This window comes from Micrococcus sp. iso_26, from assembly GCF_056172975.1.
On sequence record NZ_CM149652.1, the window covers coordinates 32,452 to 46,408 of the forward strand.

Consider the following 13,957-nt stretch of genomic DNA (forward strand, 5'->3'; position numbering starts at 1 on the left):
GTCAGGCCTCGAGCTCCATGACGGTCTTGCCGATGCGGATGGCCGTGCCGGGGCCCACGGGCAGCGCGCGGGTGACGGGGGCGCCGTTCACGTAGGTGCCGTTCGTGGAGCCGAGGTCCTCGAGGAACCAGCGGGTGCCCTGCGGGAACAGCCGGGCGTGGCGGCCGGAGGCGTAGTCGTCCACGAGCACCAGGTCGGCGTCCTGGGCGCGGCCCATCAGCAGGGGACGGCCCTCCAGGGCGATGGTCTGCCCGGCCTTCGGGCCCTCGACCACCCGCAGGGTCCGGGACAGCCGCGGGGCCGGCGTCGTCGGCGCGGACGCGGCGGGGGCCGGCGTCGACGCGGGCGCGGGGCGGTCGACCGCGGACGAGCCCGCCCCGGCGGCCCCGGCCGCGGGCACCGCGGTGACCAGGCCGGCGTCGCGCTGGGCCTGCTGGAGGCGTGTCTTGTTGCGTCGGCCGACCACGAGGTCGCGGCCCTGCGCCATGACGATGGAGATGATCAGCACCCACAGGGCCAGCAGCAGGCCCATGCGGAGCACGGCGACGGCGAGCTCGCTCATGCGCGGCCCCCCGTCCCGCCGAAGAACAGCAGCTCGGTCTGGCCGACGGTCACCACGTCCCCGTCGCGCAGGGTGACGGAGCCGTCCACGCGGCGGCCGTTGACGAGCACGCCGTTGCGACTGCCCAGGTCCAGGAGCGTGACCGTGGAGCCGACGGTGAGCAGGCGCAGGTGTTCGCGGGACACCGAGGAGTCCGGGATCACGAGGTCGGCACGCTCGGCCGAGCGGCCGAGGATGAGGTCGTCCCCGTCCAGGGGGAGCATGCGGCCGTCCAGCTCGAGGGCCGGGCCGGCGGGCCCGGTCACGGGGCGGCCCATCACCACGGTCGGCTGGTCGGCGTGGGCGGGGGCGGCGGGCGCGGTCGAGGCGGCGGCCCGGCGGGGCGCCGGACGGGGCCCGACGCGCGGGGCGGGGGAGGGCTTGCGGGGCGCGGCCGCCGGCAGGTCCTCGACCAGTCGGTCCGGCGCCGCGGCCGAGGCTCCCGGGCCGTGGGCGGTGGCGGGCGAGGCGCCGTCGTCGTGGGGGGCCGGGGCGGTGAGCGAGCCGTCGTCCAGGCGGGTGACGACGCGCAGGTCCCCGGCGCGCACGTCCGCGTCCGGGTGGAAGGCGACCCGGACCGTGCCGGGCAGCGCATAGCCCTGGGAGTCGGCGTGGCGGATGACCTCGTCGCACAGCTCGCTGGCGAGGGTGGACCCCCACGAGCGGGCGCGCTCGAAGTCGGCGGGGGAGAAGTGGACCACGTAGCTGTTGGGCGCGACCGTGTGGCCCTCGGACAGCGCGAACGACTCGTCGTCCATCGCCTGTCGCAGGGCCGAGGCGATCTCCACCGGCTTGACCGCCCGCGGACCGCCGGCCGAGAAGGCCGAGCGCACGGCCCGCTCCAGGCCGCGTTCGAGGTTGTCCAGAAGTCCCACGACGGGGCCCCTTTCCACAGTTGTCCGTCCCGATACTACGGGCCGGGCTGGGAGACCGCCGAGAACAGCGGGATTCTGCGGGGTGGAGCGCGGGTGGGAGAGGTGCCGGAGGGGCGAGCTGCCGGCGTGGCGGGGACGCGGGGGTGGGCGTCGGGGCCGATTTGCACGCCCGGGCGGGCGGGGGTTAGAGTATTCCTCGCTGCCTGTGACGGTCGCCGGATGCCCGGAGCCGAGAGCAGGAAGCCGCTCGCGCGAGTGGCGGAATTGGTAGACGCGCTGGCTTCAGGTGCCAGTGTTCGCAAGGACGTGGGGGTTCAAGTCCCCCCTCGCGCACCGAGGACGAAGGCCCCGGAACCGTGTGGTTCCGGGGCCTTCGGCGTTCCCGGGCTGGTCCCCACTCACCGGTTGGGGGCGGTTTCAGGCGGTATCCACGCCGAATACCGCCCGAAACCGCCCCCAAACGCCGCAGGGTGGTCCGGGCGCGGGGCCGCCCGCCCGACGCCGGCCCTCACGGCTTGACGCACACCACCGGGACGCGCGCCTCGAGGATGATCTGCTGCGCGGCCGATCCCAGCAGCAGCTTGCCCACGGGGGAGCGGTGCTTCACGCCCACCACGATCCGGCTCGCGCCCACGCGCTCGGCGTGCTCGAGCAGGTCGCCGACGGCGTCCCGGCCGCGCTCCTGGGCGTGCGCCACGGACGCGACGACGCCGGCCTCGCGCGCCTCCGCCTCGTCCGGCTCGGTCCCGTCGAGGGAGAACCAGACCACGTCCTCTCCGCGCAGGGCTGCCTCGGCCAGAGCGGCCCGCCAGGCCGCGGCGCTCTCGGGGGTGCTGGTTCCGGTGCTGATGATCGTCATGGGGACCACTGTGCGTCATGGACGCGGCCCCCGTCACCACCCGGACCGGTTGTCGTCGGTCACTCTGCGGACGCAGAGCGCGCGCGGCCCCGGCACACTGTTACCGTGACCTCCACCACTCGCACCTGTCCCCGGCGCCACTCCCTGGCGGCGGGGTGTCTCTGTTAGGAACCGCCATGCCCTCCACCTCCCCCGACGGCCCCCCGCGCCGACGCACGGGGATCGGCCGGATCGTCTTCAGCGTGATCGCGGTGCTCACCGTGCTCGCGGCCTCCGCCTTCTCCATCCGCTCGGCTTCGGGAGGCAACGACATCCGCACCAACCTGACCCTCATCGCCCCCGCGGCCGCCGGCGGCGGCTGGGACTCGTTCCAGCGCGAGCTGCAGCAGACCATGCGCGTCAACGGGCTCGTGAACAACGTCCAGGTGGTCAACATCCCCGGCGCCGGCGGCAACATCGCCCTCGGTCAGCTGACCACGCTCGAGGACGCGAACAACCTCATGGTGGGCGGCACCGGCCAGATCGCCGCCCACGCGGCCCGTGGCACCGGCCCCGAGCTCTCCCAGGTCACCGCGGTCAGCCGCGTCGTCGAGGAGTACAGCCTCGTGGTGGTCCCGACGGACTCGCCGTACCAGAGCATGGACGACCTGGTGACCGCCTGGCGCGCCGATCCCGCCCACGTGGCGTGGACCGGCGGCGGCTCCTTCGACCAGCTCGTCATGGCGGACATCGCCCGCACGGCCGACGTGCCGGTCGCGGACACCACCTACATCCCGTCCGACGGCGGCGGTGAGGCCATCCAGGCCCTGCTCAACGGCACCGCCCAGGCCTCCGCCGGCGGCTTCGCGGACATCTACCCGCAGGTCGAGGCCGGCCGACTGCGCGCCCTCGGCGTGGTGGCGGCCGAGCCGCTGGCCGGCGTCGAGGAGATCCCGACCCTGCGCTCCCAGGGCTACGACGTCACGCTCACCAACTGGCGCGCCCTGTTCGTGCCCCCGGGCGTCTCCGCGGAGGAGCGCACCGAGCTCGAGGCCCTCATCGCCGAGGCGGTCGACACCCCCGAGTGGAAGGAAGCGGTGCAGCGCAACTACTGGAACCCCGTGCCCCTCTCCGGCGCCGAACTCGAGGAGTTCATCGCCGCCGAGAAGGAGCGCATCGGCACGCTGACGGGAGAGATCAAGTGAGCCACGCGTCCACCGTCCCCCCCCCGCCGCCGACGCCCCCTCCCGCTGGGGGCGCGCCGCCGGGCTCTCCGCGCTCGTCATGCCGGCCGTGCTGGCCGCGTTCAGCCTCTACCTGCTGCTGGGATCCCTGGCCATGGACACCGAGGGCGCCGACTTCCCCGGCCCGGACTTCTTCCCGCTGATCCTCGCGGTCGCGGGCCTCGTGATCGCCGCCGCGCTCGCGGTGGAGGTCGTGCGCGTGCGCCAGTCCCCCGAGGGTCAGGCCGACGCGGACGGCGAGGTCGGCCAGGCGGCCGGTCCGCTGACCCTGTTCCACTCGGACTTCGGCGCGCTGGCCTGGTGCTTCCTCGGCTTCCTCGCGTTCGCCGTCCTGCTGCCCTGGCTGGGGTGGATCCTCGCCGGGGCGCTGCTGTTCTGGTGCGTCACCCGCGCGTTCGGCGCCCCGCACCCCGTGTTCGACATCCTCGTCGCCCTGTTCGTCTCCTCGCTGGCCTACCTCGGCTTCGCGGTGGCCCTGGGCCTGACCCTGCCCTCGGGCATCCTGGGAGGTGGCTTCTGACATGGAGACCCTCGGACTCCTCATGGAGGGCTTCGCCGGAGCCCTCACCCCCATGAACCTGCTCTGGGTGGTGCTGGGCTGTCTGCTCGGCACCGCGGTCGGCGTGATGCCTGGACTGGGCTCCTCGATGGCCGTGGCCCTGCTGCTGCCCATGACCTTCGCCCTCGAGCCCACCGCCGCGTTCATCATGTTCTCCGGCGTGTACTTCGGCGGCCTCTTCGGCGACTCCACCATGGCCATCCTCATGAACACCCCCGGCCAGGCCTCGGCCATCGCCTCCACGTTCGAGGGCCACCGCATGGCCCAGGACGGCCGGGCGGCCCAGGCCCTGGCGACGGCGGCGCTCGGCGCCTTCATCGGCGGCATGGTGGCCTCGGTGTGCGTCGTGTTCCTCGCCCCCGTCCTGGCGGAGTTCTCCACGAGCTTCGGGCCCGCGGAGTACTTCGCGCTCGCGCTCTTCGCGTTCGTGGCCACCTCCTCGGTGGTCGCGGACTCGGTGCTGCGCGGCCTGGCCTCCCTGGTGCTGGGACTGGGCATCGCCGTCGTCGGGATCGATGCGGTGACCGGCGCCGAGCGCTTCACGATGGGCTCCCCGCAGCTGTTCGACGGCATCCCGCTCGTGACCGTCACGGTGGCGATCCTCGCGCTCGGCGAGGTGTTCCACGTGGCCTCCCGGGTGCGCCGCGAGCACGAGGACCTGCGCATCCGCCGCACCGGCCGGCCGTGGCTGTCGGGCGCCGAGTTCCGCGAGGCCGCCCCAGCGTGGCTGCGCGGCACGGCGATCGGCCTGCCGTTCGGCATCGTGCCGGTGGGCGGCTCCGAGGTGCCGACGTTCCTGGCGTACTCGGCCGAGCGGCGCCTGGACCGGCGCCGGGCGCATCCGCAGTTCGGCCGCGGCGCGATCCGCGGGCTGGCGGCCCCGGAGGCCGCGGGCAACTCGACCACCGGCATGGCGATGGGTGCCCTGCTCACGCTCGGCCTGCCCGTCTCCGCGACGGCGGCCATCATGCTGGCGGCGTTCCGCCAGTACGGGCTGCAGCCCGGCCCCCTGCTGTTCGACCGCAGCCCGGACCTCGTGTGGGCGCTGCTGGCGAGCTTCTTCATCGCGATGATCGTGCTGCTGGCGATCAACCTGCCGTTCGCGCAGCTGTGGGCCAAGCTCCTGCTCATCCCGAAGCACTACCTCTATGCGGGGATCACGCTGTTCTGCGGGCTGGGCATCTACGCCACCACGGGCGCGGTGTTCGACCTGCTGATGCTCCTGGGGATCGGCGTGCTGGGCTTCCTGATGCGGCGGTACGGCTACCCGCTGGCGCCGCTGATGATCGGCATGGTGCTCGGCCCGCTCGCGGAGACCAGCCTGCGCGACGCCCTGCTCAGCTCGGTGGGCGACCCGGCCGTGCTCGTCTCCACCCCCATCACGTGGGTGATCTACGGGATCCTCGTGCTCGTGGTGGCGTTCTCCGTGCGGGCCGCCGTCGTGCGCCGGACGCGCCAGGACGTGTGAGCGGAGGAGGGATCCACGTCCCCCGAGGCAACGCGGGTTGAGTTGTCACCGGTGTGCGGCCTCCGCACCCGTGACAACTCAACCCGCGTTTCTGGTGGGCGGCGGCCCGCTCAGTAGTGGTACGTGTCCGACGGCGCCGTGATCGCGTTGTCCTGGTCCGGGTACCGCGTGGAGTGCACCCCGAACGCGGTGGCCAGCCCGAGGATCTTCTCCGCGCGCGCCTTGCGGGGCAGGTCGGAGCCGTTGCGGATCTCGCCGCCGTCGGCCTCGAAGTCCGCGAGGAACTCGTGGGCCCACGCCAGCTCCTCCTGGGACGGGCTGAGCCCCTCGTTCACGGCCGCGCACTGCTCCGGCGCGAGGCACAGCTTGCCGGTCATGCCGAACTCCGCGGTCACCGCCGTCGCCTCGGCGAGCTTCACGCCGGTGGAGCCCACGGTCGGCCCGTCGATCGCGCCCGGCAGCCCCGTGGCCCGCGCCGCGATCGTGAACTGGGACCGCGTGTACGCCAGCGCCATCGGCGACTCGCCCAGGCCGGTGTCGCGGCGGAAGTCGCCGATCCCGAACGCCAGCCGGAACGTGCCCTTCGCGGCGGCGATCGAGTCGATCCGCTGCAGCCCGCGCGCCGTCTCCACGAGCGCCACGACGGGCACGCCGGGCAGCCGCCGGGCGGTCTCGTTCACGTGGTCCGTGGACTCCACCATCGCCAGCACGACGCCGGCCAGGCCGCCCTCGGCGACCGGCCCGCCCAGGTGCGCGGGCAGGGCCGCGGCGAGCGCCTCGACGTCCTGCTCCCACCACCGCGAGCCGTAGCCGTTGAGCCGCACCCAGCCGGTGTGCCCGGAGGTCAGCCAGGCGACGGCGTCCCCGCGGGCCTGGTCCTTGTCCTTGGGGGCCACGGCGTCCTCGATGTCGAGGATGACGATGTCCGCGGCCGAGTCCTCGGCGGGCTGGAACCGTTCGGGCTGGGCGGCGTTGACCAGCAGCCAGGAGCGGGCGAGCTCCGGGTCGATGCGCTGGCCGGGCACGGGCTGGAACGCGGGGGAGGGGGTGATCGCGGCGGGCAGGGTCACGGTCATGAGGGGCTCCTTCACGGGGCTGGGGCGTCGGGCCGACGTCGCGGGCGGGGTGCCTCGCGCGGCGGACGGCCGGGGGCCGGACCAGGTGGGCCCTGAGCGAGCGGCGTCGGTTCGACGCCGAAGGGCGCCGCGGGTGTGCGGCGCGTCCACAGCACAGTACACGCCACCGTGTCCGACGTCACCCGGGTGGGCGTGGATCTCGGCTCAGAAGGGGTGACGGGTGCGGGGGGAGCGCGTAGCGTTCATCGGGGTCCGGACGACGTCGGCCGCGCAATGGGGCGCGGCCCTCCGCGCGTCGGTCGGGCCGCGACACATCCCTGCCCACCGGACCACGAGGACGCTCAATGACGAGGATCCCCGCCGAGGACGAGGCCGTGACGGCCCCGTCCTCCCCGCTCGACAACGCCCTGGCCCAGCTCTCCGCCGCCGTGAAGACGCTCGGCTACGACGAGGGCCTGCACCAGATGCTCGCCGCCCCCCGCCGCGAGATGGCCGTCTCCATCCCCCTGCGCCGCGACGACGGCTCCACCGAGGTGCTCCGCGGCTACCGCGTGCAGCACAACTTCTCCCGCGGCCCGGCCAAGGGCGGCGTGCGCTTCAGTCAGGACGTGGACCTGGACGAGGTCCGCGCGCTGGCCATGTGGATGACCTGGAAGTGCGCCCTGTTGGACGTGCCCTATGGCGGCGCCAAGGGCGGGGTGGCCATCGACCCCCGCCAGTACTCGAAGGCCGAGCTCGAGCGCGTCACCCGCCGCTACACCTCCGAGATCCAGCCGATCATCGGCCCCGAGGTGGACATCCCCGCCCCGGACGTGGGCACGGACGAGCAGACCATGGCCTGGATGATGGACACCTACTCGGTGAACGTCGGCCACACCACGCTCGGCGTGGTCACCGGCAAGCCCGTCTCGCTCGGCGGCTCGCTGGGCCGCGCCTCCGCCACCTCGGCGGGCGTGGTCCACGTGGCGCTCGCCGCGCTCGAGCACCTCGGCATCGAGCCGTCGCAGGCGACGGCGGCGGTCCAGGGCTTCGGCAAGGTCGGCGCCGGCACGGTCGAGCTGCTCGAGGCGGCCGGCGTGAAGGTCGTGGCCGTGTCCGACCAGTACGGCGCCGTGCGCGACGACGAGGGCCTGCACTACGACGCCCTGCAGAGGCAGCTCTGGGACACCGGCTCCGTGAAGGACACCCCCGGCACCGCGCCCATGGACGCGGACGAGCTGCTCGAGATGGACGTGGACCTCGTGGTCCCGGCCGCCGTGCAGTCCGTGCTGACCGAGGACAACGCCCCGCGCGTGCGCGCCCGGCTGGTCGTGGAGGGCGCCAACGGCCCCACCACGGGCGAGGCCGACCGCATCCTCTCCGAGAAGGGCGTCCTGGTCGTCCCGGACATCCTGGCCAACGCCGGCGGCGTGATCGTCTCCTACTTCGAGTGGGTCCAGGCGAACCAGGCCTACTGGTGGAGCCGCGAGGAGGTGGACGAGCGCCTGAAGCGGCGCATGGTCGCCGCGTGGCAGGCCGTGCTGGCCACCTCCGAGAGCCGCCGCGTGAGCCTGCGCGAGGCCGCCACCCTGACCGCCGTCCAGCGCGTGGCCGAGGCCCACCGCACCCGCGGCCTCTACCCGTGACGGGGGGCGGCCCCGCCGCCTGACCCCGTCCGGCCGCCCGAGCGCGGCCCCGCTGCCCGCCCGCGGGCCGACGGCCCGGAACCCCCGGAGGTTCCGGGCCATCGTCGTGGGCGGACTCGTCCCTGATGTGCCCCCGGACCGTGACGTCCGTCTCTATTTCGAATTTTGACGATCAGGCGTGGACGGCCTGCCCGGATGATGTTTGAATTTGAAACAAGTTCGGAGGCCCAGGAGCCATCGCCCCCGCGACGGCCCACCCCGGACACACCAGACAGACCCGCTTCAGAAGGAGCACCCCATGCACGCCATCACCCCCGGAACCTGGAACCTGGACCCCGCGCACTCGGACGTCGACTTCGTCGTCCGCCACGCCGGCATCTCCAAGGTCCGCGGCACCTTCCACGCCGTGGAGGGCCAGCTCGTCATCGCCGAGCAGTTCACCCAGTCCTCCGTCGAGGTGACCGTCGACGTCGCCTCCATCAGCACCAAGAACGAGGGCCGCGACGCCCACCTGCGCTCCGCCGATTTCTTCGACGTGGAGCAGTTCCCCACCATGACCTTCCGCTCCACCGAGGTCCGCGGCGAGCCCGAGGAGTTCACCCTGGTCGGCGAGCTGACGCTGCACGGCGTCACCCAGACCGTGGAGCTCGAGGCTGAGTTCGGCGGCCAGGACAAGGATCCCTTCGGCGTGACCCGCGTGGGCTTCGAGGCCACGGGCGAGATCTCCCGCAAGGACTTCGGCCTGACCTGGAACGCGGCCACCGAGGCCGGCGGCCTCCTGGTCTCGGACAAGGTGAAGCTCGAGATCGGCGCCGCCTTCGTGCTGCCCGAGGCCGACGCCCAGGCCTGAGCCTGAGTCGACCTCGCGCGTCGAGACCGGGTCCCTCGATGAGGGGCCCGGTCTGCTCGTAGGGTGGGGCCCATGATGGCTTCGAAGACCCCGCACCAGAACGTCACGTTCGACCTGCCCACCAAGGACGCCGGCCAGGACGGCGACCGGACGGGCCACGGCTACCTCGCGCTGCCCGCCTCCGGGAAGGGCCCCGGCGTGATCGTGATCCAGGAGTGGTGGGGCCTGGTGGACCACATCAAGGATGTGTGCGACCGCCTCGCCGACCTCGGCTTCGTCGCGCTCGCCCCCGACCTCTACGGCGGCTGGATCGCCCACGACGGCGACGAGGCCGGCGAGATGATGCAGAACCTGCCCGCCGAGGAGGGCGCCCGCCAGCTGGCCGGCGCCGTCGACTGGCTGCTCGCCCGGGACGAGGTGACCTCGCAGACCGTGGGGGCGATCGGCTTCTGCATGGGCGGCGGCTTCGTGCTCGCCCTCGCGGCCCAGCAGGGCGACAGGGTCTCCGCCGCCGTGCCCTTCTACGGCGTGGGCCAGGGCGTGCCCGGCGACTTCTCCGGCGTCACCGCCGCCGTCCAGGGCCACTACGCCGAGCAGGACGATTCCTTCCCCGTCGAGGACGCGCGGCGGCAGGAGCAGCAGATCCGTGAGGAGTCCGGGGCCGACGTCACGTACTTCTACTACGACGCCCCGCACGCCTTCCACAACGACGAGAACCCCCAGGGCAACTACCGGCCCGAGGCCGCGGCCCTCGCCTGGGATCGCGCGGTCTCCTTCCTGAAGGAGAAGGTCCGCTGAGCGGCTCCCGTGGCGGCCGGGGTGGGAAGTCCCGCGCGAGCAGGGGCGGCCCCGCCCGGTCCACCCGCTTCGGCGGCGGGCGCGGCGTGGCCAAGGGCGTGAAGCCCGCGGGCCGTGCCGGGGGTGAGGGCCGGCGTCGTCCCGCGCCCGCGCCGCCGGCCAACCTGCCCGTCCCGCCCGAGACCCTCTTCCTGGCCACCATCCCCGGGGCCACGCCGTCCACGTGGGTGGAGCGGTTCACCACGCGCCAGCGCACGGTGCAGCTCGTCAACCACGACGACGCCGCCCAGCTGGCCCACCTCGCCCACGACGACGCCGGTCAGCCCCGCCACTTCCTGCCGCAGCTGGGCTACGTGCGGCGCCGACGCGACGTGTCCGCCGAGGAGTTCCTCCGCGCCGGCGGCGTCGAGCCGCGGCACGTGCACCTCGTGGGCGTGTACTCCGAGCTGCCGGTGATGTGCGTGGGCAGGGACCACCTGCTCGCCGCGTGGGACGTGGACGCGGACGGCCCCGTGCCGCCCGCCGAGCTCGACCCGGACGAGGAGCTGGATCCCGCCCGCTTCGCCCCGGCCCCCAGCGCAGAGCCGATGGACGCCGCCGAGCCGCCCGGCGCGGGCGAGCGGATGGCCCTGGAGATCGCCGCGTCCGGCGCCGGCCACGTCGTGCTGCCGATGTCCGTGGCCCGCATGTTCGGCCGCAAGGACGTGATCGTGCTGCCGCTGGCCTCCACCCTCGACGACACCGTGGGCCTGTCCCGCGCCGACCGCGAGGCCGCTGCCACGCGGTCCGCGCTCGTGGACGAGCAGGCGCGGGCCGAGGCGGAGGCGGGCGCCGCCGTCGTCGTCGACGGGCCGGATCCCGCGCGCCACGGCGACGACGACGCCCGCCACCCCGGCTGGGACGTCGCCCTGGCCTGGCTCAAGGCGGCCGACTCGGAGCTCGTGCAGGCGTTCGTGGGGGTGGCGCGCGGGCGGCGGGGCGCCAGCTCGCGCTGAGGGCGGGCGCGCCTATGCTCGGAATGAGCCGCATCACACTCAAGGAGGGCGCATGTCCGAGCATCAGCAGCACGTCGGCCGACGGGACCCCCGGATCAGCGACGAGGCCATCGAGCGCGGCCGCCGCGCCCACGAGCTCGACCGCGCGCACGTGTTCCACTCGTGGAGCGCGCAGCGCGACCTGACACCCATGACCATCCTCGACGCCGAGGGGTCGTGGGTGTGGGACGGCGAGGGTCGGCCCATGGTCGACTTCAGCGGGCAGCTCGTCTTCACGAACGTCGGCCACCGCCACCCGAAGGTCGTGGCCGCGATCCGGGAGCAGGCCGAGACGCTCGCCACCGTGGCCCCGCAGCACGTCAACGACGCCCGGTCCGAGGCGGCCCGGCTGATCACGGAGCGGCTGCCGGAGTCCATCAACCACGTGTTCTTCACGAACGCGGGCGCGGAGGCCAACGAGCACGCGGTGCGGATGGCACGCCTGCACACGGGCCGGCACAAGGTGCTCTCCGCGTACCTCTCGTACCACGGCGCCACGCGCCTGACGGCGAACCTGACCGGCTCCCTGCGACGCGTGGGATCGGACTCGGCCTCCGACGGCGTCGTGCACTTCCAGCCGGCGTACACGTACCGCTCCGCGTTCGGCTCGGAGAGCGACGAGCAGGAGGCCGAGCGCGCGCTGGCCCACCTGCGCGACGTGATCGAGCTCGAGGGCCCCTCCACCGTGGCCGCCGTGATCCTCGAGGCCGTCCCCGGCACTGCGGGCATCTTCCTGCCGCCACCGGGCTACATGGCCGGCGTCGGGGAGCTGTGCCGCGAGCACGGGATCCTGCTGATCATCGACGAGGTCATGGTCGGCTTCGGCCGCGTGGGCGAGTGGTTCGGCCACCAGCTCACGGGCGTCACCCCGGACATCGTCACGTTCGCCAAGGGGGTCAACTCCGGGTACGTGCCGTTGGGCGGCGTCGCCATGAGCGACGACGTCTACGAGAGCTTCGCGACCACGCCCTACCCCGGCGGCCTGACCTACTCGGGCCACCCCCTCGCGTGCGCGGCCGCCGTCGCCGCGATCACCGCGATGGAGGAGGAGGGCATGGTCGCCCATGCGAAGCGCATCGGCGAGGAGGTCATCGGGCCGCGCCTGGCCGAGATCGCCGCGGCCCATCCGAGCGTGGGCGACGTGCGCGGCGCCGGCGCGTTCTGGGCCGTCGAGCTGGTGAAGGACCGGCAGACCCGAGAGCGGCTGGCCCCGCTCGGTCAGGTCGCGCCCGTGATGGGGCGGATGATGGCCGAGGCGAAGGACCGCGGGCTGCTGCTGTTCATGGCCGAGAACCGGTTCCACCTGTGCCCGCCGCTGAACATCTCGGACGAGGACCTGCGCTTCGGCCTCGACGTGCTCGACCAGGTCCTCGCCCTCGCCGACGAGGAGGTCGCGGCCGGCTGACGGGACCCGCCCCCCAGCCCCGCCCGGCCCCGCCCCAGTCCGCCCACCCCGCGTTTTCGAACGTGAAAGGGGGGTTCTCAGCGCTTTCGGTCGTGAGATTGGCCCTATCTCACGACCGAAAGTGTGCGGGGCGCGGGGATGCGCGAGGCGGGGCGCCCGGGGCCGGGGTCAGCCGAGCCGGCCGGCCTCCGAGGCCTCGAACTGCTCCTCGTCCTCGGGCACCGGCTCGGTGCCGCGGGCGCGGGCGATCGCCGTCATGAGGTGGTACACCACCAGGGCGGCGACCGTGCCGAGCGTGATGCCGCCGAACACGAGCCCGCCGACCACGAGCTGGGGGTCGGCGATCGCGATGATCAGGCCCGCACCCGCCGTCATGAGGTTCACGGTGTTGGAGAAGTCCACGCGGTTCTGCACCCAGATGCGCACGCCCATCATGCCGATCATCCCGTAGAGGATGATGCCCGCGCCGCCGGCCACCCCGGCCGGGATGGTGGCGACGGCGGCCCCGAACTTCGGCAGGAACGCGAGGGCGATCGCGGTGAGGCCGGCCACCCAGTACGCCGCCGTCGAGTAGACGCGCGAGCTGGCCATCACGCCGATGTTCTCCGCATACGTGGTGGTGCCGACGCCGCCGCCCGCGCCGGAGAGCACGGTGGACAGGCCGTCCGCGATCAGGGCACGGCCGGTGAGCGGGTCCAGGTCGCGCTTGGTCATCAGCCCGACGGTCCTGACATGGCCGATGTTCTCCGCGACCAGCACGAGCACGACGGGCAGGAACAGGGGCAGCAGGTCCCAGCGCAGCTCCGGGCCATGGAAGGGCGGCAGCCCGATCCAGGCGGCCTCCCGGACGGCGGCGAAGTCCACCTGGCCCTGCGCGAGGGCCAGCACGTAGCCCACCACGATGCCCACGAGGATGGACAGGCGGCCCAGGAGCCCCCGGAACGTCACGGCCGTGAGCACCACCGCCAGGGCCGTGCCGAACGTGGTGACGGGCACCTCCTGCATGGCCGTCGTCGTGGCGCCGGCGAGGTTGAGGCCGATCAGGGCCACGATCGTGCCCATCACCGCCGGCGGCATGAGCGCGTGGATCCACCCGGTGCCGGCGCGGTGCACGATCGCGCCGATCACCGTGAGCAGCAGGCCCGTCACGAGGATGCCGCCGAGCGCGGCCCCCGTGCCGCCGATCGTGGCGGCGGCCGTCAGGGGTGCGATGAACGCGAACGAGCTGCCCAGGTACGAGGGCAGGCGGTTGCCCGTGATGACCAGGAAGAGCAGGGTGCCCAGGCCGGAGAAGAGCAGCGCCGTCGTCGCGGGCATGCCGGTCAGGGCGGGCACGAGCACGGTGGCGCCGAACATGGCCATCACGTGCTGCACGCCGATGCCCACGGTCCGGGGCCAGCTCAGCCGCTCGTCCGGGGCGACGACGGTGCCCGGGGTGATGGTGCGGCCGTCGCCGTGGAGGCGCCAGCCGGGGCCGCGTGAGGGCCGGGTGGGGGTGGGGGACATGGCCGCCTGCCGAGGGGTCGGGGATGGGGGTGTCGGGCGTTTCTCGGGGGCCTGGAAGCCTGAGCACAGCCCCGGTTC

General features: G+C 73.6%; 13 protein-coding genes and 1 tRNA gene. 9 read left to right on the plus strand and 5 right to left on the minus strand.

What is annotated here, in order from left to right; genetic code table 11:
• Nucleotide 1 precedes the first annotated feature (1 nt).
• Both AC0VX0_RS00155 and AC0VX0_RS00160 read right to left on the minus strand, forming a co-directional pair.
• Nucleotides 2-562 (minus strand): FHA domain-containing protein FhaB/FipA, encoded by a 561-nt coding sequence (locus tag AC0VX0_RS00155; protein ID WP_044659734.1) that lies wholly within the window; start codon nt 560-562, stop codon nt 2-4.
• Complete coding sequence (locus AC0VX0_RS00160) at nt 559-1,476, minus strand: FhaA domain-containing protein (RefSeq protein ID WP_061873127.1); 918 nt, start codon at nt 1,474-1,476, stop codon at nt 559-561. Before AC0VX0_RS00160 ends, AC0VX0_RS00155 begins: the two co-directional genes overlap by 4 nt.
• Nucleotides 1,477-1,725: 249 nt before the next feature.
• On the opposite strand from AC0VX0_RS00160, the gene AC0VX0_RS00165 reads away from it, so the two are divergent.
• Nucleotides 1,726-1,809 (plus strand) — tRNA-Leu (locus tag AC0VX0_RS00165).
• A 175-nt stretch (nt 1,810-1,984) separates the two neighbouring features.
• Here the strand turns inward: AC0VX0_RS00165 and AC0VX0_RS00170 are convergent.
• Nucleotides 1,985-2,335, minus strand: coding sequence for a universal stress protein (locus tag AC0VX0_RS00170; protein WP_041103511.1), 351 nt, complete (start codon nt 2,333-2,335; stop codon nt 1,985-1,987).
• 176 nt (nt 2,336-2,511) lie between these two features.
• Here AC0VX0_RS00170 and AC0VX0_RS00175 point away from each other — a divergent pair, with 176 nt between their 5' ends.
• The 3 genes from AC0VX0_RS00175 (at nt 2,512) to tctA (ending at nt 5,585) form a co-directional block, all read left to right on the plus strand.
• A complete protein-coding gene (locus tag AC0VX0_RS00175; RefSeq protein WP_396829677.1) occupies nt 2,512-3,519 on the plus strand; it encodes a tripartite tricarboxylate transporter substrate binding protein in 1,008 nt (335 codons plus the stop codon).
• Nucleotides 3,520-3,598: 79 nt separating this feature from the next.
• The gene (locus AC0VX0_RS00180) at nt 3,599-4,078 is read left to right on the plus strand and encodes a tripartite tricarboxylate transporter TctB family protein (RefSeq protein ID WP_205810708.1); all 480 of its coding nucleotides are present in this window, start codon (nt 3,599-3,601) and stop codon (nt 4,076-4,078) included.
• Between the two features lies 1 nt (nt 4,079).
• Entirely contained in the window at nt 4,080-5,585 is a 1,506-nt protein-coding gene (gene tctA / locus AC0VX0_RS00185) for a tripartite tricarboxylate transporter permease TctA (protein ID WP_069941161.1), read from the plus strand.
• 110 nt (nt 5,586-5,695) lie between these two features.
• Here the strand turns inward: tctA and AC0VX0_RS00190 are convergent, their stop codons facing one another.
• Nucleotides 5,696-6,661 (minus strand): HpcH/HpaI aldolase/citrate lyase family protein, encoded by a 966-nt coding sequence (locus AC0VX0_RS00190; protein WP_396829680.1) that lies wholly within the window; start codon nt 6,659-6,661, stop codon nt 5,696-5,698.
• Nucleotides 6,662-7,005: 344 nt separating this feature from the next.
• On the opposite strand from AC0VX0_RS00190, the gene AC0VX0_RS00195 reads away from it, so the two are divergent.
• From AC0VX0_RS00195 to AC0VX0_RS00215, 5 genes are all read left to right on the plus strand, one after another.
• Nucleotides 7,006-8,286: a Glu/Leu/Phe/Val family dehydrogenase gene (locus tag AC0VX0_RS00195; protein ID WP_073116392.1), complete on the plus strand. Its 1,281-nt coding sequence runs from the start codon at nt 7,006-7,008 to the stop codon at nt 8,284-8,286.
• Nucleotides 8,287-8,584: 298 nt separating this feature from the next.
• Nucleotides 8,585-9,136, plus strand: coding sequence for a YceI family protein (locus AC0VX0_RS00200; RefSeq protein WP_073116390.1), 552 nt, complete (start codon nt 8,585-8,587; stop codon nt 9,134-9,136).
• A 72-nt stretch (nt 9,137-9,208) separates the two neighbouring features.
• Nucleotides 9,209-9,934, plus strand: a complete 726-nt coding sequence (locus AC0VX0_RS00205) for a dienelactone hydrolase family protein (RefSeq protein ID WP_073116387.1) — start codon at nt 9,209-9,211, stop codon at nt 9,932-9,934.
• An 86-nt stretch (nt 9,935-10,020) separates the two neighbouring features.
• On the plus strand, nt 10,021-10,929 hold the full coding sequence (locus AC0VX0_RS00210) for a hypothetical protein (protein WP_475451726.1): 909 nt from the start codon (nt 10,021-10,023) through the stop codon (nt 10,927-10,929).
• A gap of 52 nt (nt 10,930-10,981) precedes the next feature.
• Nucleotides 10,982-12,373, plus strand: coding sequence for an aspartate aminotransferase family protein (locus AC0VX0_RS00215; protein WP_073116382.1), 1,392 nt, complete (start codon nt 10,982-10,984; stop codon nt 12,371-12,373).
• Between the two features lie 168 nt (nt 12,374-12,541).
• Here AC0VX0_RS00215 and AC0VX0_RS00220 read toward each other — a convergent pair whose 3' ends face one another.
• Entirely contained in the window at nt 12,542-13,879 is a 1,338-nt protein-coding gene (locus tag AC0VX0_RS00220; RefSeq protein ID WP_163721350.1) for a uracil-xanthine permease family protein, read from the minus strand.
• Nucleotides 13,880-13,957 lie beyond the last annotated feature (78 nt).

What these genes read in the sequence shown, in the direction of transcription:
- AC0VX0_RS00155 (WP_044659734.1), bottom strand. Translation starts at nt 562, where the DNA reads ATGAGCGAGCTCGCCGTCGCCGTGCTCCGCATGGGCCTGCTGCTGGCC.
- AC0VX0_RS00170 (WP_041103511.1), bottom strand. Translation starts at nt 2,335, where the DNA reads ATGACGATCATCAGCACCGGAACCAGCACCCCCGAGAGCGCCGCGGCC.
- AC0VX0_RS00175 (WP_396829677.1), top strand. Translation starts at nt 2,512, where the DNA reads ATGCCCTCCACCTCCCCCGACGGCCCCCCGCGCCGACGCACGGGGATC.
- AC0VX0_RS00180 (WP_205810708.1), top strand. Translation starts at nt 3,599, where the DNA reads ATGCCGGCCGTGCTGGCCGCGTTCAGCCTCTACCTGCTGCTGGGATCC.
- tctA (WP_069941161.1), top strand. Translation starts at nt 4,080, where the DNA reads ATGGAGACCCTCGGACTCCTCATGGAGGGCTTCGCCGGAGCCCTCACC.
- AC0VX0_RS00190 (WP_396829680.1), bottom strand. Translation starts at nt 6,661, where the DNA reads ATGACCGTGACCCTGCCCGCCGCGATCACCCCCTCCCCCGCGTTCCAG.
- AC0VX0_RS00195 (WP_073116392.1), top strand. Translation starts at nt 7,006, where the DNA reads ATGACGAGGATCCCCGCCGAGGACGAGGCCGTGACGGCCCCGTCCTCC.
- AC0VX0_RS00200 (WP_073116390.1), top strand. Translation starts at nt 8,585, where the DNA reads ATGCACGCCATCACCCCCGGAACCTGGAACCTGGACCCCGCGCACTCG.
- AC0VX0_RS00205 (WP_073116387.1), top strand. Translation starts at nt 9,209, where the DNA reads ATGATGGCTTCGAAGACCCCGCACCAGAACGTCACGTTCGACCTGCCC.
- AC0VX0_RS00215 (WP_073116382.1), top strand. Translation starts at nt 10,982, where the DNA reads ATGTCCGAGCATCAGCAGCACGTCGGCCGACGGGACCCCCGGATCAGC.
- AC0VX0_RS00220 (WP_163721350.1), bottom strand. Translation starts at nt 13,879, where the DNA reads ATGTCCCCCACCCCCACCCGGCCCTCACGCGGCCCCGGCTGGCGCCTC.